Annotated in this window: 21 protein-coding genes; 7 read left to right on the plus strand and 14 right to left on the minus strand. The window is 37.1% G+C overall.

Annotated elements, in window-relative coordinates; genetic code table 11:
- Positions 1-36: 36 nt before the first annotated feature.
- From J655_RS21250 to mutS, 5 genes are all read right to left on the minus strand, one after another.
- Entirely contained in the window at positions 37-705 is a 669-nt protein-coding gene (locus J655_RS21250) for an O-methyltransferase (RefSeq protein WP_002115787.1), read from the minus strand.
- Positions 706-843: 138 nt separating this feature from the next.
- On the minus strand, positions 844-1,566 hold the full coding sequence (locus tag J655_RS21255) for a D-Ala-D-Ala carboxypeptidase family metallohydrolase (RefSeq protein WP_181949733.1): 723 nt from the start codon (positions 1,564-1,566) through the stop codon (positions 844-846).
- 131 nt (positions 1,567-1,697) lie between these two features.
- A complete protein-coding gene (gene fdxA / locus J655_RS0104790) occupies positions 1,698-2,021 on the minus strand; it encodes a ferredoxin FdxA (RefSeq protein WP_002051033.1) in 324 nt (107 codons plus the stop codon).
- Between the two features lie 344 nt (positions 2,022-2,365).
- Entirely contained in the window at positions 2,366-2,896 is a 531-nt protein-coding gene (locus J655_RS21260) for a GNAT family N-acetyltransferase (RefSeq protein WP_032007530.1), read from the minus strand.
- A gap of 61 nt (positions 2,897-2,957) precedes the next feature.
- Positions 2,958-5,597 carry a DNA mismatch repair protein MutS gene (gene mutS, locus J655_RS21265; RefSeq protein ID WP_032053056.1) on the minus strand — a complete coding sequence of 880 codons (2,640 nt, stop codon included), beginning with the start codon at positions 5,595-5,597 and terminating at the stop codon, positions 2,958-2,960.
- 403 nt (positions 5,598-6,000) lie between these two features.
- On the opposite strand from mutS, the gene J655_RS21270 reads away from it, so the two are divergent.
- Positions 6,001-7,341: an aspartate aminotransferase family protein gene (locus J655_RS21270; protein ID WP_032053058.1), complete on the plus strand. Its 1,341-nt coding sequence runs from the start codon at positions 6,001-6,003 to the stop codon at positions 7,339-7,341.
- Between the two features lie 152 nt (positions 7,342-7,493).
- Here J655_RS21270 and J655_RS21275 read toward each other — a convergent pair whose 3' ends face one another.
- From J655_RS21275 to J655_RS21285, 3 genes are all read right to left on the minus strand, one after another.
- Positions 7,494-8,528 carry an AraC family transcriptional regulator gene (locus tag J655_RS21275; RefSeq protein WP_032053060.1) on the minus strand — a complete coding sequence of 345 codons (1,035 nt, stop codon included), beginning with the start codon at positions 8,526-8,528 and terminating at the stop codon, positions 7,494-7,496.
- Between the two features lie 297 nt (positions 8,529-8,825).
- A complete protein-coding gene (locus J655_RS21280; protein WP_032007527.1) occupies positions 8,826-10,151 on the minus strand; it encodes a phosphoserine phosphatase in 1,326 nt (441 codons plus the stop codon).
- Positions 10,152-10,225: 74 nt separating this feature from the next.
- Positions 10,226-11,227, minus strand: a complete 1,002-nt coding sequence (locus J655_RS21285) for a phosphotransferase enzyme family protein (RefSeq protein WP_032053062.1) — start codon at positions 11,225-11,227, stop codon at positions 10,226-10,228.
- Positions 11,228-11,408: 181 nt separating this feature from the next.
- Between J655_RS21285 and eat the strand changes: the two genes are divergently transcribed.
- A complete protein-coding gene (gene eat / locus J655_RS21290) occupies positions 11,409-12,824 on the plus strand; it encodes an ethanolamine permease (RefSeq protein WP_032053064.1) in 1,416 nt (471 codons plus the stop codon).
- A gap of 89 nt (positions 12,825-12,913) precedes the next feature.
- Here the strand turns inward: eat and J655_RS21295 are convergent, their stop codons facing one another.
- Positions 12,914-13,381 carry an Lrp/AsnC family transcriptional regulator gene (locus J655_RS21295; RefSeq protein ID WP_002115807.1) on the minus strand — a complete coding sequence of 156 codons (468 nt, stop codon included), beginning with the start codon at positions 13,379-13,381 and terminating at the stop codon, positions 12,914-12,916.
- 118 nt (positions 13,382-13,499) lie between these two features.
- Between J655_RS21295 and J655_RS21300 the strand changes: the two genes are divergently transcribed.
- Positions 13,500-14,360 (plus strand): EamA family transporter, encoded by an 861-nt coding sequence (locus J655_RS21300; RefSeq protein ID WP_032053066.1) that lies wholly within the window; start codon positions 13,500-13,502, stop codon positions 14,358-14,360.
- 200 nt (positions 14,361-14,560) lie between these two features.
- Positions 14,561-15,187 carry a hypothetical protein gene (locus J655_RS21305; protein ID WP_032053067.1) on the plus strand — a complete coding sequence of 209 codons (627 nt, stop codon included), beginning with the start codon at positions 14,561-14,563 and terminating at the stop codon, positions 15,185-15,187.
- Between the two features lie 158 nt (positions 15,188-15,345).
- On the opposite strand, the gene J655_RS25430 is transcribed toward J655_RS21305, so the two are convergent.
- The 3 genes from J655_RS25430 to J655_RS24845 form a co-directional block, all read right to left on the minus strand.
- Positions 15,346-15,579: a hypothetical protein gene (locus tag J655_RS25430; RefSeq protein WP_024436173.1), complete on the minus strand. Its 234-nt coding sequence runs from the start codon at positions 15,577-15,579 to the stop codon at positions 15,346-15,348.
- A gap of 341 nt (positions 15,580-15,920) precedes the next feature.
- Positions 15,921-16,037: a hypothetical protein gene (locus tag J655_RS25200; protein WP_130625960.1), complete on the minus strand. Its 117-nt coding sequence runs from the start codon at positions 16,035-16,037 to the stop codon at positions 15,921-15,923.
- 176 nt (positions 16,038-16,213) lie between these two features.
- Entirely contained in the window at positions 16,214-16,366 is a 153-nt protein-coding gene (locus J655_RS24845) for a hypothetical protein (RefSeq protein WP_001279164.1), read from the minus strand.
- 383 nt (positions 16,367-16,749) lie between these two features.
- Between J655_RS24845 and J655_RS21310 the strand changes: the two genes are divergently transcribed.
- The 3 genes from J655_RS21310 to J655_RS21320 all read left to right on the plus strand — a co-directional run bounded on the left by J655_RS21310 (position 16,750) and on the right by J655_RS21320 (position 17,870).
- Positions 16,750-17,070: a hypothetical protein gene (locus J655_RS21310; protein WP_032038393.1), complete on the plus strand. Its 321-nt coding sequence runs from the start codon at positions 16,750-16,752 to the stop codon at positions 17,068-17,070.
- A 230-nt stretch (positions 17,071-17,300) separates the two neighbouring features.
- A complete protein-coding gene (locus J655_RS21315; protein ID WP_032053070.1) occupies positions 17,301-17,510 on the plus strand; it encodes a cold-shock protein in 210 nt (69 codons plus the stop codon).
- Positions 17,511-17,681: 171 nt separating this feature from the next.
- A complete protein-coding gene (locus tag J655_RS21320) occupies positions 17,682-17,870 on the plus strand; it encodes a hypothetical protein (protein WP_081311961.1) in 189 nt (62 codons plus the stop codon).
- 99 nt (positions 17,871-17,969) lie between these two features.
- On the opposite strand, the gene J655_RS21325 is transcribed toward J655_RS21320, so the two are convergent.
- Together J655_RS21325 and J655_RS21330 are read right to left on the minus strand one after the other, a co-directional pair.
- Entirely contained in the window at positions 17,970-19,325 is a 1,356-nt protein-coding gene (locus J655_RS21325) for a dihydroorotase (protein WP_032053074.1), read from the minus strand.
- Positions 19,315-19,875 carry a carbonate dehydratase gene (locus J655_RS21330; RefSeq protein ID WP_032007519.1) on the minus strand — a complete coding sequence of 187 codons (561 nt, stop codon included), beginning with the start codon at positions 19,873-19,875 and terminating at the stop codon, positions 19,315-19,317. The genes J655_RS21325 and J655_RS21330 overlap by 11 nt, the downstream gene beginning before the upstream one ends.
- Positions 19,876-19,882 lie beyond the last annotated feature (7 nt).

The raw sequence follows: 19,882 nt of genomic DNA on the forward strand, positions 1-19,882 counted from the left end.
ATAAATAATAAAATAAAAAAGATGATTTTTTAACCATTATTTCACAATTGCAATTGCGAACCCATCATGACCTTTTGATCCAACTGTTTGTAAGGCTGTACAAGACAATATTTGCGGATGATTTTCTAAAGCTTTAAACATTTCACGGATGCCTTCAATACTCGGTTTTTTATTGTCAGGATTTAAAATATCACCTGCACGAATTACATTGTCGAGTACGATAATCGTACCTGATCTTGAGAATTTCAGACTCAATTCTAAATATTCAGGATAACCCTGTTTATCTGCATCAATGAAAATAAAATCAAAAGGCTCGATAGATTGAGGATCAATCGCAGAAAGGATATCTGCAGCACGGCCAGCTCGAAGATCAACTTTTACAGGAAGATTGGCATGATCGATATTTTTCTGTGCCATTTCGGCATGAGTAGCACGGCCTTCTATGGTGAGTAAATAACCATCTTCAGGTAAGGCACGGCCTAACCAGATGGTACTGTATGCAGCAAAGGTTCCGATTTCTAAAACTCGTTTGCATTTATTCATTTGAATAAGCATCTGCAAGAACATACCTTGGTTAGGTGCTACTGCAAGATGATTTGAAAAGCCGTGTTCATCGGTATTCTTTAATGCATATTCAAGTCGCGGGTCTTCGGGAATTAAATGTGAATCGATATATTGGTCAATGTCTGTCCACATCTGCTGCATAATCAAATTTACCTATATGTTGATCGGGCTATTTTAAACGTTTATGCCTAGAGTGCAAAAATCTTCGTTTCAAGAAATTTTGGTTGATTGGGAAATGAACAATAAAAAAAACTCCTTTCAGTTGAAAGGAGTTTTTTATTAGAAATTACACATTGAACTATTTCGGGTGAGGTCAGGTCCCCAAGTACGATAGCCTTGAGTATCAATATGAATTTGACCTGAACTATATAGACCAATACCCATATTTAAGCTTTGACCATGCTGAGCCCAGAACTGACAAAGTTTAAACTTGGTGTTTTCGATAAATGCATAATCTTGAGCTTGTGGGAACTCAGGACCAATACGGAAATCGATTGCCGAGTTAAATAAATGTTTAGATGAGCTTGCGCCGCCTGCACATTCATTTAAAGGTAAGTCTCGGTAAACCGAGGTCACTTCAAAGTCGGTAAGAACTTTTGCTGCAACTAAATATTTAAATACGCGTAGGGTAGATAAAGAATTTCCCCATAGCTCGCGATTAGGTACAGCATATTCTGAGCGGCCACATTTTTGCCAATCACGTGCTGAACGTAATAACTCAAAGCTTGGCACAATGCCTGCAACGTTATTTCGGGTTAAGAATTTTTCGTATTCACGAACACGTTGGTAATTTTCACCAGAACTTAACCAACTTCGATAAGATGCAGGCTCAACTTTAGGGGGAATTGGGCGCTCGATAATAACGCGCTCTTGTGGAATAAAGATTCGTTTACCACTTGGAGAGGTTTTGCCTGTTGTTGTGTGTTGGGGAGAGCTGACACAACCTACCATAACCGCTGGGATTATGCATAAGGGCATCAGACTCTGCAAAAACTTCCGCATAAGAAAAATTAAGCACTTATAAATATTGCGGGTATTTTAATGCAAAACAGTGCACAAATTACGAGGAATTTGCAATGAAATGTTTGAATAGGGTATAAAAAAAGATCAGCGGTTGCTGATCTTTTTTGAAATTACTTTTCAAGATATTGTAATTTATCAGGTTTGCCGTTCCATTCTTCACGGTCAGCTGGTTGATCGCCAATTTGAGTAATGTTAGGCCATTTTTGAGAAAGTTCAGCATTTAATTCAATAAATACTTCTTGACCTTCAGGTAACTCATCTTCAGAGAAAATTGCATTTGCCGGGCACTCTGGTTCACATAATGCACAGTCAATACATTCATCCGGATTAATCACTAGGAAATTCGGACCTTCGTAAAAACAGTCTACAGGACAAACTTCTACGCAATCTTGGTATTTACATTTAATACAATTTTCAGTGACAACAAAGGTCATGGCGACAGCTACCTAAAAAATATGGTTTCATTTCGAATAGCTTATTTTAGGCAAAAAAGGGGTAAACAAACAATTGCTTTTATTGATATTCTTTATTCATGCATATGAAGATAAGTTAATACGTTGATAATCAAACATATCTTATAAACTTAGTAGAGCGTAGTCTATAAAATTAAAATAATAATATATTTTATAAAACAATAACTTAAAAAATATTTTATTTAATTATTTAGATGTCATTTAAGTCAAGGCATCTATTTTAATAAATACCTTAACTTTTCATTTTTTGTTTTACAAATTTTGATTTACGGCTTTTTTGCTTAGAAAACCTTAAATTTTTAGAGCTAAAGCTTACATAGTAAATGAATATCTTCAGGTTCGAGCTGCCAAAGTTGTTGATCTGGAGCACTTAAGGGTTGCGCGCCATGCTTCATATAGAAGTCTACAGTGCGTCGACTTGGGGTTGCTGAAATATACAGTTGATTTGCACCGAGTTGTTTAGCGGACTCTTTTGCGGCTTGCATTAGCTTGGAGCCAATGCCTTGACCTTGTTGGTTTGCATCGACATAGAAATAATGGAGTAATTTCGCTTGGGGGTAATTCGCTATAAGTTGATTTGAGACTACGCTTACACCAACTAGTTTTTCTGTGGCATCAAATGCGCCTACAAATATTGAACCTTGTTCAAAGAGCTGTTTTAGTTTAGGTGGGTCATTTTCTAGATGGTATGAATCCCAATTTTGTACATCAAAAAAACAATCAACCAATTCTAGCTTTTGCTGTTTTTGTATGTAGTTTTGAGTAATTAATTCACGGCGGCTAATCTGCTGCCAAATAAGATCAATTTCTGAACTTTGCAAAGATCTTAAGATCATATAAATATTATTCTCCGATATGAATAAGCAGACCTAAGCCTGCTTATTCGGAAGTGCTTTATTAAGATTTGAGTGCAGCTTTCAGCTCGTAGAGTTGTTCAAGTGCCTGACGAGGCGATAAGTTATCGACTTCAATTTGCTTAAGTAAATCTAGAGCAGGGGATGAAACTTCGATCTCGACAACTTTCTCTATGATTTGTGAACCAGAGTTTGCATCTGGTGGAGCAAACAAATCATTTTGAAAGCTGGTTTGTAGATGTTGCTGCTGCTGTTTTTCTAAAATGCGTAAACGCTTCTGCGCTTCTTTAATAACATTGGCAGGAATACCCGCTAATTTTGCAACTTGTAAACCATGACTTTGACTTGCAGGGCCTTGTTGAACTTTATGCAATAAAATCAGATTGCCGTTCAGCTCTTGCGCCGTGACATGATAGTTATCAATTCCTGCTTCACTACCAAGTTCGGTCAATTCAAAATAATGAGTCGCGAATAAACATAAACATTTTACGCGCTTGGTTAAGTCGACCACACATGCCCATGCTAAAGATAAACCGTCATAAGTACTGGTTCCGCGGCCAACCTCATCCATTAACACCAACGACTGGTTGGTGGCATGATGCAAAATTTGCGAAGTTTCAGTCATCTCAACCATAAAGGTAGATTTACCTGTAGATAAATCATCGGCTGAACCAATACGGGTAAAAATGCGGTCAATTGGACCAAGTTTGACGGCTTTAGCCGGAACATAGCTACCGCAATAAGCAAGTAAACTGATTAATGCCGTTTGGCGCATGAAGGTTGATTTACCGCCCATATTTGGACCGGTAATAATTGCCATGCGGTGCTGAGCATCAAGGAAAGTATCATTTGGGGTAAATGGTGCTTTATTTAATGCTTCAACGACAGGATGACGACCAGCCTGAATTTTAATGCCCGTTTCCGGAGTAAATTCAGGGCGCGCCCAATTGTTTAAACGTGCTTGATGAGCAAAGTTTGCAATGACATCAATTTGAGCAATTGCTGAACTCATCATTTGTAGATGAGCGATATTTTCGCGAAGGTTTTCAAGCAAAGCTTCGAATAATGCTTTTTCACGTGACAGCGCACGTGACTCACTCGACAGGACCTTATCTTCAAAACTCTTAAGCTCAGGGGTAATGTAGCGTTCAGCATTCTTTAAAGTTTGACGACGTATATAGTCGGCTGGTGCTTGTTCTGCTTGAGCACGAGTGAGTTCGATGTAGTAACCACTTACACGGTTATAGCCGATTTTAAGGGTATTAATACCTGTACGTTCACGCTCTTTAATTTCTAGATCAATTAAGAATTGACCTGCATGATCACGAATTTGGCGTAATTCATCAAGCTCAGCATCATATCCTTCTGCAATTACATTGCCATCACGAAGTAATACAGGTGGGTTTTCAACGATCGCTGCCATTAAATGTTGATGAAGTGCTTTGAAATCTCCAAGTTCTTCATCTAGTTGAACTAATAATTTAGATTTCTTCGCTTGAATGACTGGAGTTAACGCCGTTCTTAAAGCTGGAATTTGTGCGCATGCATGACGAAGTTGCACCAAATCACGTGGTCGTGCACTGCCTAGCGCAACGCGGCTAAGCACACGTTCAATATCACCAATTTCTTTAAGCACTAACCGAACTGGGTTTTCGTGATATCCCTGAATGAGTTGCTCAATCGCATCTAAACGAGCATCAAGCAATGCAGTATCACGCACAGGTTGCATGAGTGTGCGGCTTAATAGACGGCCACCCATTGCAGTTTGGCAGTCATTTACTAGTTGAAATAATGATGTTCCGTGTTCAAATAATGGCTCGATAATTTTTAAGTTGCGACGTGTAATTGGGTCGAGCGCAATAAAGTCTGTACTTTGTTCAAGTTGGATTGAACGAATATGCGGTAATGCAGTTTTTTGGGTTTCTTTTGCATAGTGAATAAGCGCAGCGGCAGCAGCCTTGGCTAAAGGTAATGGGTCTAAACCAAAACCTGAAAGTGTTGATACTGTAAACTGGTCACATAAGGTTTTTTGTGCATTATTTAGGTTGAAGTCTACATTTGGACGTTTAGTAACAGGGCAATCTAAATGCTTTTTAATTTGTTCAATAATATTGGTGTCGACCAAGTCTTCATCAATCAAGATTTCACTTGGCATTAAACGCGCAAGTTCAATAGGCAATTGCTCTGGCTTGTAATCTTGTTGTTGAACTTTAAAAATGCCTGCACTCAAGTCGAGTAAAGCAAAACCAATCTGGTTTTGATGAATGCACAATGAAACGAGATTAGATGATTGATAACTGCTGAGTAATGCGTCATCAGTTAATGTACCAGGGGTCAGAATACGAACAACTTTACGTTCAACAGGGCCTTTACCTGTCACTTCTCCAACTTGTTCGCAAATGGCGACAGTACGGCCAGCTTTAACAAGGCGAGCAAGATAACCTTCTGCCGAGTGATAGGGAACACCCGCCATTGGAATAGGTCGGCCACTGGCTTTGCCACGATGGGTTAATGTGATGCCTAAAAGTTTGGCTGCTAAATGAGCATCTTCAAAGAAGAGTTCATAAAAGTCACCCATACGGTAGAACAGCAACGCATGTTGATAGTCCGTTTTAACTTTGAGATATTGCTGCATCATAGGTGTGTGAGAAGATAAGTCAGCCATGATTTCAGCGCTATTCATGCGTATTAAACCCTTAAAAAATCAGTAATATTTTACGTTTGGTCATCTAACCAATTTCAAGTCTTTTAAAAATGAATGTCATTCAAGAAAAGAACACAACTGGATGAACTTTAAAAATTGGCATCCATAGTATAAAGCGATTTGGAGTCACTCCAGATGTGTAATGGTAACAAATTTGAGTTATTGAAAAAAAGAGTAGTGGAGCTCTGAAGTATAAGACCAATAAGTTGACTTCAAATTGTGGCTTAAGTGGTCTGAGGTCAAGTTTTTTTCAAGATACTTAAGCAATATGGTTTGCGTAACTTCAATCAAATACTGAAATATATCGAATCAGAGTATGAATTGCCTACGTCAGTCATTGTCTCGCGCAAAAGTATGCTGAATATAAATAGAGGAGTCATTCATGGGTACGCGTTCAACCATTATGGATACCAATAGCTTTCGTCCAGAACATGCTGCTGAGCTGGATCATGCTACCCGCAAACTGACAGATAAAAGAAATAAAATTTTAGGTGAATCCTATCGCTTGTTTTATCGTAATCCCGTGCACCTGGTAAAAGGACAGGGGCAATATTTATGGGATGCAGCAGGTCATCAATATTTGGATGTTTACAACAATGTTGCCAGCATTGGTCATTGTCATCCTGCGGTGATTGAAGCGGTGAATGAGCAAATGAAAATGCTCAATACCCATACCCGTTATTTACATGAAAATATTTTGGATTATACCGAAGAACTATTACAAACCACTCCCGATGAAATTGACCGTGCCATGTATATGTGTACAGGTTCGGAAGCCAATGATTTAGCGATTCGTATTGCCCGTGAATATAGTGGCGGTACAGGAATTATTGTTTCTCAAGAAGCCTATCATGGGACCAGTAGTTTAACCTCAGGATGCTCTCCAGCACTGGGAACTGAACAACCTTTAGATGCTACAACTCGTCTAGTTCCAGCACCTGATTATTATCGGATTCAAACTGATGATTTAGGTGAATGGTTCGCACAGCAGATTCAACAGCAAATTGACGATATGAACGCAAAAGGCATCAAGTTTGCAGGTTTTTTAGCGGACTCCATATTTTCTTCTGACGGTGTGATGCCTAATCCTGTTGGGTTCTTACAAAAAGCGGTTGATGTTGTGCATGCAAATGGCGGTATTTTTATTGCCGATGAAGTACAGCCAGGTTTCGCGCGCACTGGCGATTCTTTCTGGGGCTTTGGCCGTCACAATGTTGTGCCTGATATCATTACCACTGGTAAACCAATGGGTAACGGTGTTCCTGTGTCAGGGCTTTTAGCCAAGAGTGAAGTTCTTGCTGCTTTCAGCGATAAAATTCCATATTTTAATACCTTTGGTGGTAATCCTGTTTCTATGGCGGCGGCACAGGCTGTACTTAAAGTCATTCAGGAAGAAGAATTGCAAACCCATAGTAAATATGTGGGAGCGCTACTTCTAAAAGAACTCACTAAGCTTATGGACAAACATGAAGTGGTGGGTGATGTCCGTGGCGCTGGTCTGTTTATAGGGTTTGAACTGGTTAAAGATAGAGGCACAAAAGAACCGAATAAAGCATTGGCTTTGAACCTTATTGAAGAGCTCAGAAATACTCATCGAGTTTTAACCTCAGTTGCAGGTCCTTATGGCAATGTATTGAAACTGCGCCCACCTTTGGCCTTCCAAACAAAAGATATCGATTGGTTAGTCGGTGCTTTAGATCAAGCCTTAACAAAATTAAAGTAAGTCACTCTAAATATAAAAAATACCCTTCAAGTTGGATGCTAAATCTAATTTGAAGGGTATTTTGTTGTTCAATTATTTTGTGGCTGTAAAAGTTATTTAGAATTGCTTAAATAATAAAAAGGCCTTTATTCAAGGCCTGTATTTGCAATGTTTTAGTGTCTTAATTGACGGGGTGTAACACCAAACCAGCGTTTAAATGCACGAGATAACGCACTTACTTCTGAATAGCCTAATAAGAATGCCATTTCTGAAATTGGAATATTTTTCTGTTTAATATAATGCTCGGCCAACTCACAACGGACCTGATCGACTAAATGGGTAAAGGTGAGTCCTTCATTTTTTAAACGACGGGTAAGGGTGCAACTCGTTAAACCAATATCATGAGCGATTTTTTCAAGGTTTGGTTCACCTTCACTGAGTTCAAGTTGTATGTGAGAGCGTACTTGATCAGCAAGACTTTGACTTGGTGAAGCGCGATTGAGTAGGTGCAACGTATCTAGAATCACTGTTAACAAAATAGAATCACGTCCCGGCATAGTATGCTGGACGTCTTTTTTTGAAATGATGATGGAGTTAAATGGTTGATCAAAATAAACAGGCGCGTTAAATAATTTGCTATGTTCTTGCCAGAATTCAGGTCGAGTATGCTCAAAGTGAATCGCGCGTGGAGAATAATGAGGGCCCATCACTTCACGGATCACATTCATAAACATGCCCATGGTGAGTTCTGCATCTTGGCGACGAGTTAAAATCGCGCCGTGTTGAACCTGATAATCTATGCGCCAGCTATCTCCTAAATCGACCATTCGATTGAGGGTATCTTTCTGATGCAAATAAAAATTATTGGTCATGTTCATGAGTGCAGACTCTAATGTGTTTGAACAAAGACCGATGTACCCAATCAGCCCTAATGATTTGGGTTGAAACTGTTGACCATAATGCAGACCAAAATTATCACAACCTGAAACCAATGCTGCCTGTTCTAGCACCTTGCAATAATTGGGTAGTTGTAAGCTCAAAGTTGGGCTGATTAGAAGTTCAGGATTAATACCACTAATTCCTAAAACACGATCAACATCTGCACCTTTTTGATGAATAAACTCGCTTAATCCAGAGGCGGCTGCAGACAATACACCTTGATTACACATATTTGAATCGACAAGATGAGCTGGATTGAGATGTAACATGTCAAGTCTCATGATATTTATTCCTAACTATTATTATATTAAGCAAAAGCCATACCAGTTTTTGCTTACGTCCATGATTTTGTGTGGTTAAAACTATTTATAAAATAATGGTTTATGTATTGCTGTTTTAAGTTTCAGGTTTGATTCTTTAAGAAGATATCTTTAGGTTGGGTAGCGAACTAAAAGAAGGCAGAAAATGCATTAGAGATAGGCAAAAAGGGCAGAACTAAAACAAGAAATTAAGCGGCTTCTCATGCATACAACATGTATTGTAGGCATGAGAAAATAAGTGAAATACTAATTTTTTGTAGTTTTTGCCGTTTGCGCACCATAACTTAAACTGGCCATTGAAGGTCTAAATTGACCTGTATTGGCATCGCGGCCCTGTAGTAAAAACTTAGTATTGGCTTGACCATAGCCCTGTACAGCCTGCTGAGAAAACTTGCCGATATCAGAGTTTGGGCTGCGCAATCGGTTGATAATTAGAACCTTCTGAGTCATTGCAAAATCTTGCATCATATTTTGATCGCCTTCACTGTCACCTGCGATAAAAATTGGCCCGTAACCATATTTAGAGACTAAAAAACGCTGGATGGTTGCAGTTTTGCCTTTACCTTGAGTTTGCGCATAGCCATGACGAAACTCGGGTAAAATTCGATTTTGTGTATCTCGTTCTAACTCCATCGCGTAGGCATTTTTTTCATTAATGTTATAGCCAATCTCTGGATTAGAAATAATTTCCTTAATCACATCAATAAAAGATGCCGAACAGACATAGACATCAATGCCATTATCCTGAAAGGCCTTAAATAGATTTTGCATTTCACGGTATGGTCTTAAACCATTTTCCCAAGTGGTTTTCACAACGCCTGCTTGACCCGAAAGTGCAACGGGAGAGGTCCATGTCACGGGTCCAATCGGTTGCTGCATTTGCCAAGCCACCGTTGCTTTCACCAAATTACGGACTTGTTGTTCGGTAAGCCCAGTAAATAAATAAGTGACCCACGGATATGCAACTTCATGGTCAAACGTGTCTCCAATCGCCGCATATAGATATCTCATTTTAGTAATGAAATCGAGATAATGCGGATCTTGTTTAATTTGATCCAGACTTTGCTTACCTTTTAGACCGCTATACTGGTGATAAAGCCATGTATAGCTGGCAATAATATCTGGGGCAATTTTATCAATATTGACGACTTGGCCTTGCTGGTTGTTGTAGGCTGCTTCAAAATTTTGCGAGCTAATTCCTTTGCGAATAATCTGATTAAGCTGCTCTGGCGTGACATTAAACGCTAAGTGTTCAAGTTGATAAATTAACGTTGCTTCTTCGATGTCTAAAAATACCGAAGTATTGTCAAAGTCAGTGACAATATATGGGCGTTTTTCAGGATTATAGTTAGGGCTATCTTTTCCATAAGTAGCAATCAATTGGTTAAGTTGGTCAAAGTTAAAAGTGTCCCATTGACCTTTTTGTATATATTCCTTTTTGGGAATAGCGACTGCGGGAGATGTGTTTTGTAGAGGGCTGTAGTTACATGCGCTTAGAGCAATCATACTTGCCAGACTACTGGTGAGTAATAGTGCTTTGGCAACTTTGCTCAGTTGATGGGTAGCTTGCATAACCCCTTCCTTTAAATTCTATAAAATTTAAAAACTAAAAATTAAAAATGAGGAAAAGCGATCTAAATCACTTTTCAAATTCCTACAGGCATTTGACCGTTTAGATATTTTTTACAAAGACGCACAGTTTCATTGGACCATTGGTCTCCAAGACTTTGAGCCATTTCTGTTTGTGCGTGAGAACCATTCCAAGCCATCATTTGAATGCGGCGTTGCATGATAAAAGTCGGGATCATTTCATATTCTTCAGACTGAATATGACCTACGCGCTCGTAGCCCTTTAACCAGTAATCAACCCAATGAGGTGCATTTGCATAATGTTCATTGAAGCTAATTGCAGCGGCGAGATCATGCATAAACCAGCTCATGCCGCAGTCATCAAAATCGATCACACCGATACGTTCTTGTTGTAGTAATAAATTGGTTAAACGCAAATCGGCATGAATCAGGCCATAGCGTTCTTGGGTTTTACCAAAAAAGTTTAAATCTTTCGAAATTTGTGCAATGGCTTCTTCAATCACGCCGTGATCTTGAGGTCTTAAATGAGGTGCATTTTTCCAGTTTCCCCAGTGTCCATCAGCACCGATCATGGTTTCATGATTCCACACAATACGTTGAAAGTTTTCAGGCGCTTGCCATGTCTTACTATGTAGGTGCAACTTTGCGGTAATTTGCCCTAATTGTTCAAATGCAGAGGGGTCAACCTCAACAGTCGGCATATCGCCCTCAACCCAGTTGAAAAGGACTGCATAACGATAAATATCATTCGATAGTTTTAAAGTAATGACACGCTCACCTGATTGATCTGCAATCGCAACAGGAACTTGAATACCACTCGCATTTAAAGCATCTAACCATTCAAGCTCACTTTGTATATCGAGTTTGCTGTGGTAGTTGGGACGGTGAATTCGAAGTGCATATCGGGTAGATCCAGTTGAAATCTGAAAGGTTGCATTTTCAGACTGACACAGCAGTTTGACCTGTCCTTGATATTCCGAGGGATATTGCTTAATTGCTTGTTCTGCCAGTATTTGTAATTGAACTTGGCTTAAAAATTCATTTTGTTCTACAGACATAACCCAACTCCTCAATTTAATTTTTAAACACGTTCTGTGTTGAGATGTCGTCGATCTTATAAAAGAAAAAATGAATCAACTTGACTTCAAGTGGTCGGGGAGATGTTTTGCTGTCAAGTTTTATGAATATCTTTTGCGCAATTATTGGTGGTGTAAATTTAGTCGATAAGGCAATACGACAATGAAAGAGTCAGAATTAAGCGTAGATGTGGGTGCTCTACAACAGGACGCAGAGTATTTTGCAAAACGTCAGTTAAAAAAGGGGGCAGTAGGTTGGTTACTTTTAGTGGGGCTGGGTGTTTCTTACGTCATTTCGGGTGACTTTGCGGGTTGGAATTTTGGGCTGGCACAAGGCGGCTGGGGAGGACTCTTTATTGCAACAGTCATCGTTGCGTTTATGTATCTCTGCATGAGCTTTGTGATGTCTGAGATGTCAACGATGTTACCTACTGCTGGCGGTGGCTATAGTTTTGCCCGCGTTGCATTTGGTCCTTTTGGAGGCTACCTCACAGGGACTGCGATTTTAATTGAATATGCAATTGCACCTGCTGCGATTGCCGTATTTATCGGTTCATATTGCGAATCACTCTTTGGAATTGGCGGCTGGGCTGTTTATCTAATTTGTTATTTAGTTTTTATGGGTATTCATCTGAAAGGTGCAGGTGAAGCACTTAAAATCATGTTTGGAATTACCGCCGTTGCTTGTATTGCACTGGTCGTATTTATTGTTGCGATGCTTCCACATTTTGACAGTGCGCGTTTATTTGATATTCCAGTCAGCACTCATGCAGGTGCGAGTAGCTTTTTACCGTTTGGCTATATGGGAATATGGGCCGCAGTACCTTATGCCATCTGGTTCTTTCTTGCAGTTGAAGGGGTGCCACTGGCTGCCGAAGAAGCAAAAGATCCAGTACGTTCGTTGCCACGAGGTTTAATTGGTTCAATGTTAATATTGGCATCATTTGCACTTTTAATCTTATTTTTGGGAGCAGGTGCAGCGGGTTCAAATGCTTTAAAAAATTCGGGAGCACCTTTAGTTGATGCACTCATTGCTGTGTATGGTCAGCACACATGGTTAGCGAGCTTTGTTAACTTTGTAGGTCTTGCTGGACTTGTCGCAAGTTTCTTCTCAATTATTTATGCATATTCGCGTCAGATTTTTGCATTGTCACGTGCGGGATATTTGCCAAAAAACTTATCGCTTACCAATGAAAATAAAGCTCCATATTGGGCCATTATCATTCCGGGTATTATTGGGTTTTTACTTTCTTTAACAGGTGAGGGTGATTTACTCATTTTAATGGCAGTATTCGGCGCAACAATTTCTTATGTATTGATGATGCTCTCACATATTAAATTACGTTTGTCTCGCCCTGAATTACCACGCCCGTATAAAACGCCTGGTGGAATGTGGACGTCTTGTATTGCCTTAGTTCTTGCTGCTGTTGCTGTCGTTGCAGGGTTAATGGTAAACCCAAAAGTTTGGTTATTAGCCGCGCTGATTTATGTCGGATTTATACTCTATTACTTGTTATATAGCCGTCACCATTTAGTGAAAGGCACGCCTGAGCAAGAGTTCGCCATGATTGATGACTGAGTTTTATTGCGATAAAAATAAAGAGGCTTCGGCCTCTTTTTTAAGCTTTATAAGACTATTAAAACGTTTAGAAGCCAAAATTAAAAAGTTTAAATATTTAACTCAAAGTTTACTTTCACGCGGTCTAAAACAATTAAGGTTCGATATGTTTTTACATCTTCATTATCAGCAAAATGTTTTCTAACCAAACTTTCAAAATGAGATAAGTTATTGCTCAGCATAATAATGATAAAAGAGACGCCTCCATTCACAAAGTAACACTGTTGAATTTCTTCAACAGAAGCAAAGTATTGCTTCGCTCTGTCCATCACTACAGAGCGGTCTTCGCTAAGGCGGACTTCAATAATAGACGTAATTTTTTCACCAAATTTAAGCGGATTTAAAATAGCGCAATTTTTTAAAATTATTTCCTTTTCTTCCATACGAGATATACGTCTTTGCACGGAAGCGGACGATAGACCAATTTTTTCAGAAATTTCTCGATGCGAAGTCTTATTGTCTTTTTGCAGTATTCTTAAGATTGCGTAGTCAAAATTATCTAAAGAAATATCTGACATGAGTAAATCTCTCATTAAGCTTTAAATATAGAGTTATTTAATCGTTTTATTGAGAGAAATAGAAGAAATATATTGATTATATAGAATTAAAATTTCAATCATTCCCAGAGCGGTAAATATGATGATTGAGACAAACTCCAAGCAAGGCATGGCATTTGCAGCCGCATTTCTATCTTTAGTTTCTGTGCAAATAGGAGCATCAATAGGAAAAGCCCTTTTTCCAATTCTTAGTGCAGAAGGAGTGACCTTAACTCGACTTGCTTTAGCAGCATGTTTCTTGTGGATTGTTTATAAACCTTGGAGAGACTGGAACAGACAGACCAATTGGAAAAATCTCATTATTTATGGGGCCATCCTCACTTTAATGAATACTTTAATTTATAAAGCATTCTCTTATATGTCTGTTGGGATCGCGATTTCCATTGAAGTGTTGGGACCGCTTACGGTTGCTATTTTAATGTCTAAAAATAAATTAGATTATTTTTGGGGAGCATTATCTATGATTGGTTTGCTTCTTTTGCCTATGGGCAATTCAAATAATAACTTTAGCTTTATTGGTATGACGTATGCTTTAGTAGCCGCAGTGGGTTGGGGACTATATATTATTTACGGCTCTAAAGTTGCAAAAGGTGGTGGAAGTTCTGTTGCGACAGGAATGTTCTTAGCAGCTTTGTTTGCAACGCCTTTAGGGGCATCTCACATTGTCCATATTTTTGATAGTTATACGATTCTTTTGACATGTTTACTCATGGCGATGCTAGCAAGTGCGATTCCCTTCATATTAGATATGATTGCGATGAAAAAACTGCATCCACGTGTTTTTGGAATTTTATTGAGTGCATCACCTGCGGTGAGTGCTTTGGCTGGATGGCTGATTTTAGATGAACGATTAAACAGTTTTCAGATCATTGGAATAACAATTATTATGGCATCGTGTGCGGGTTGTTCTTATTTTTCTTATAAACGTAATGCTGCATAAACCTGTTCTTCTATGATGCCGTATCTCTAAAAGCTGGATGAGTCATTTGAGGGGGAGAGAAATAATAAATAGAGCCCCCTTAAAAAGGCCGCCTCTGTACAAAAAGAATATAAAAACAGTAAGTAACACTTACTCAAGTGTCATTTTAATTTGATTGGTATTTATACAATATAGTTATCAGAACACACGGATATGAACTCATGAAATTTCTAAAATTTCTAACTTTTAGCACCATTCTTACCTTATCCGCACATAGTTATGCGACAGTGGGCGGTGGACAAAAAATTGAAGTATTGGGCTATCAGCAAAAAGAGAAGAAACTTTATGTATTAAGACACTATGAAGATGGTCGAGGACGTCTACCACAACTCTATTATTATCTATTAAATAGTAAATCGCCTGATAAACTGATTGAAGTTAAATCTCTCTATATCAATCCAAAAACACATAAGATTGATTATGATCAAGATAGTAGAGCATTTGATAAAGCTCTAAATAAAATTAAAAAGAATTTAACCCCATTAGTCGTAAGTAATAGTAAGACCGTAAAAATTCAAACATTAAAAACTCATCAGAATCAAGTATCGTCTTGGTTTGATCCTTCAGGAAAGATCACGCAATATAAAACAGAATATGTTGTAAAATCGCCGTCCTTACAAAGTAAGCCCCATGTTGCGGTTCATTACACCAAAGCAATAAAAATTTCCCAAAATTATAGCGTGCCTAAACACAATAAGAGGTTGGTTGTCGTTAAATATCTGGGGGTTCCAGAAGAAACTGGTTACGATATTGAAGACCCTGTTTTACTACTTCCTGTGAAAAAATAAGTTTAAGAGCAAATTATTTTCTTGGTTCAAAGCGGCAGCAGTAGGGCATCATTATCTAGATGTTCACAACAATATTGCTGGCATTGGTCATTGTCATTTTGCGGTCATTGACGCGCTAAATAAGCACAAGGAAATATTCATTTGTTATTTAGATTGATTCATTCAAGGTCGAGTTGGTCGTCATCTTTGGTGACTTTAATTTTTAACTTCTTATATTTCCGTTTGTTGGGGTCAATTGCAGAATTTATAACTTCATCTGAAAAAGCTGAACATAACATCAATTTTGCATATGCTCGGTAACCTATCAAAATTCTTCGTAGTGGGTAGTCTGTTCTGGTGGAGTAATAGTCGATTCTGGAGTTCAGTTCTTGTAGCAGAGTCTGCTGTGACATTAGAAAAATTTCTGTAAGAGGTACATGCAGCATATAGTGATTTATCTACTGTAAGAAGAATTATTTTGAAAATGTTATAAATTTTAGTTAAATCAATATTTATATTACATAGCCAAGTATTTTAGATATGCAAAATATATATTTATTCTCTTTAAATTTAAGGAGATATGCTGCAAACATAAGTTTTTTGATGGTGTAATAAAGATAATAGTAACAACTCTTTTTAAAGCCACAGTGCACTATGTGTTATAGTCAATTTCGATTAATTATTGGCATTAAAATGGATATCTGTATTGGCGGTATACTTGATGGGAAAAAAAGAAAAGACGATCAAAATCATTTCAGAGTAGATAGTCATTATTCTGATCATGGATCCGAATATAATAAAGAGCATTTTCATCTACATGGACAGCTTCATACATTTTGGATAAGTGAAGAGATTGATTTTTGTGATGCACAAAGAAGAGTTGAATTAATATTAAATAAAAGATTAGAACTTGTTTAAATTAAAATAAATATATGTATTAGTATTTTTTTTAGATTCCATGTGGAAAATTTTGAATAAAACGTTTTAATTAATATAATGTTAAACAAAAGCTCTATTTAATATAGAGCTTTTGAGCTATCAATTATTTTATTCCTTTTTTTCTTCATTATTATTTTCTGTAGGATTATTTTCTTCTTCAGGCGATTGTACAGGTTTTTCAGTTTTATCCTCATCAGGTTGCGCATTAGAATCATTTTGGTTTTGTGTGGTTTTTTTTGAAAATTCTTTGAAATCAGACATTTTAAACTTCTTAATAATAGTAAGGAAGCTTTATCGTAGGCCTTTGATTCGCTTACATTGCAGTAATTGTAGGAACTCTATGTAGAGATATGTGCCTAAAAGTGTTTAATTCTCGACATAATGTTTCTGTGAACCAAATAGGCTGTTGATATATAAATAGAAGGGTATTTTAAATAAATACAAGAGTTAACATATAACGGAATATCTATTGTTTTTAAAAGTTTTTTAATAATTAAGTCTTACTTAAACATATTATTTAACACGCTTAATTGAAAATAATATTTTATTAAATTAAGGGGGCAGGTCTATAAATATATTTATACAACATAAAGATACAGTTTTACATGCATACTCAATCAAATTAATTAAAAAATGAGGGAAATATGGATGATGAAATGAAAAAATATTTTGATGTGGCTGAAAGTGTTTACAATAATATTCACTTTAAAAATCAGTCCTCTAAGGATTTAATTGACTGTCTGAATAGACTGTTAATTGAAATTAAAAAAGAAGCAGCTATAAACAATTTACAATTAAAATATCCTGTTATTGATTTTGAAAGTTGTTTAAATAGGCCAATGAAAGAGCGTATAGTTAAAATTGATTTAAGCCTTCTCCCTAATTTTGATAATGAACATGAATTTATTCTTTGGTTGGCGGGTTTTGTAAAAAGTATTTCTGTATCTAGGAGTTATTATTTTTAAATAACGGTACGAAAATAAATATTTTTTAAATGTGTTGTATAAATATTTATTTGGCGTATACTGGATTTAACTAGAAAAAAAGACTTATTAGTAAATCCTCTTTTAGTATCGTAGTTTTATTCATAATCCTTCGTTTTTTTAAGATCTTAAACTCAATTTGTTATTATTTTTTCAAAGTTTAATGAGTCATGAAATATGGCTTTATATTATTAAAAATCAAAGGATATATTATGTCTAATACAGCAATCGGTACAGTGAAATGGTTTAATGAAACTAAAGGTTTTGGTTTTATTCAACAAGATACAGGCCCAGACTTTTTTGCACATTTTAAAGAAATCAGTAGCTCTGGGTTTAAAACCTTATATGAAGGTCAACGTGTTAGTTTTAATATAGCTCAAGGACAAAAAGGTCTTACAGCTACTAATATTATTGCCCAATAATATTTTAAAAATAAAAAAAGCATCTTAGGTGCTTTTTTTTGTTTGATATATCAATAGGATATAATTTGGTACATTTTTCTGATATTTAAAGTAAAAAAAGAGATCATAATAATTATATTAATAATAAGAAGGTCAAAAGAGATGGAACTTAGAGCCGTAAAAATGCATAAAATGTTTAGAGATTTTCATGAAGAAAAGGAACATGGCTATGTAGGGGAATATGATGAAAAACATAACCTTGTAGCAATATATAATACGTTTAAAGAAAAAATGCAGAAAATAGAAGGAACTTATCAATGGATTTTACCTTCATCGGGTGAGGTATTTTTTGTTGAGGAAGATCCGCTATATAGTCGTTAATGGATTTTGCCTCCTACTTTAAGCAGATAAAAGCCTCATTATAAATCGCAATTTAACAATAAATTTTAATTATATTTTCTACTCTAAAATTTGGCGGTGTTATCTGTCTATGTCTAATGCTTTGCCTCGACAGCTTAAAAATAACTGATTTTGATGCCAAGCCAATTGCCCTGACACAATAGTTGTATCGACGTCATAGCGGAAGGTTTTATTTTGAAATGGCGTCCAGTTACATCGCATATAGTTTTTTTGATCTTTAACTGCAATAGCCTCTTTATTTTCTTTAAGTAGAACCAAATCTGCCCAATAACCTTCACGGATATATCCACGATTTTTGAGTTTAAATAAATCAGCGACTTGGTGTGATGTTTTCTTAACCATTGTTTCTATACTTATTTTTTTATCTGCCACAAGTTCCATGAGTGCTGGAACAGCATGTTGAACTAAAGGCAGGCCAGCGGGTGCTTTTAAATAAGATTGTTGTTTTTCGTCCCATGTATGCGGTGCGTGATCTGTACCAATAATATCTAAGCGATTGGACTGAGCAATCGCAGTGATGAGTGCATCTTTGTCTTGTTGAGTTTTAATTGCTGGATTACATTTTATTAAATGGCTAAGCGCAGCATAGTCTGATTCATCAAAACTAAGATGGTGAATACATACTTCAGCAGAAATATGCTTTAGATTTAAAGGTAAATCTTTAAACAAACACAATTCTTTGGCTGTACTTATATGTAAAACATGCAGTTGGGTCCCATATTTTTCCGCTAAAGACACCGCTAAACGTGAACTCTCAAAGCATGCTTGTTTATCTCGAATTTTAGGGTGCATATGTGCTGGAATATATTCACCATATTTCCCGAAATATAAATTTTCTCTTTCTTTAATGCGAGGTGTATATTCGCAATGCGTTAAAAGAATGGTAGGGACATTGGCAAACAATCGTTCAAGAATTTGCGGGTCATCAACTAACATATTGCCAGTAGAGGCTCCCATAAAAACTTTTACACCGCTGACGAGCTTGGGGTTAAGCTGCTCAATAATATCTAGATTTTGGGAGCTTACTCCAAAATGAAAGGCATAATTTGCCATGCTATATTGGGCGGCAATTTGTCTTTTTTGCATAAAGGCATCTAAAGATATTGTTGGGGGATTGGTGTTTGGCATATCCATATAACTGGTAATTCCGCCAATGACTGCTGCCATAGATTCCGAAGCAATACTGCCTTTATGTGGTGAACCTGGATCTCTAAAATGGACTTGATCATCGATCATTCCTGGAATCAGCCAGTTCCCGTTCGCATGAATGGTTTTAGCATTAACAACATGAGAAATTGATGGAGCAATTTTTTCGATTCGACCATCTTGAATAAGTACATCTACAAATTCCTGTTTTCCCTCATTCACTAAATTGGCATCTCGGATAATGATTTTAGAATAGGGTTTAAAACTCATTGTGTAATGCCTTATAGCCTTTGACCAATTCAATATTTGTTGAGACAACACTCTCGGAAAACTCACTAATAGAGATATCAACCGGAGGGTATTGGTTTAAGTCGGTTTTAGAGTTGATGTAGCTCATTGCAGGGACATAAAAATGGTTCGGTAAATCACGACCATCGACGACTGCGTTATGACGAATAGCACTGTGATGACCGACCTTAGAGTTAAATATGACGCTGTTGAAACCGACAAAAACATGATGACCAATTTCACAAGGCCCATGAATAATTGAACGATGAGCAATTGATGTATTTTCACCAATTACAACTGATGCACCAGCTTTGGAGTGAATCACAACACCATCTTGAATGTTGGAATTTGCACCAATAATGATAGGTTCCATCTCTCCATTTTCGTCGGTTTCATCTGCACGAATCACCGCATAAGGGCCAATAAACACATTGGCATGAACAATGACTTTGCCGCAAATAATAGCGGTCTGATCGACATAGGCTGATTGATCAATAACAGGGAGATGGCCAGATGGATTTTTACGTAGCATTGGATTA

It is taken from the genome of Acinetobacter sp. 1294243, from assembly GCF_000588015.1.
In the GTDB taxonomy this organism is placed as follows: Bacteria; Pseudomonadota; Gammaproteobacteria; order Pseudomonadales; family Moraxellaceae; genus Acinetobacter; species Acinetobacter pittii.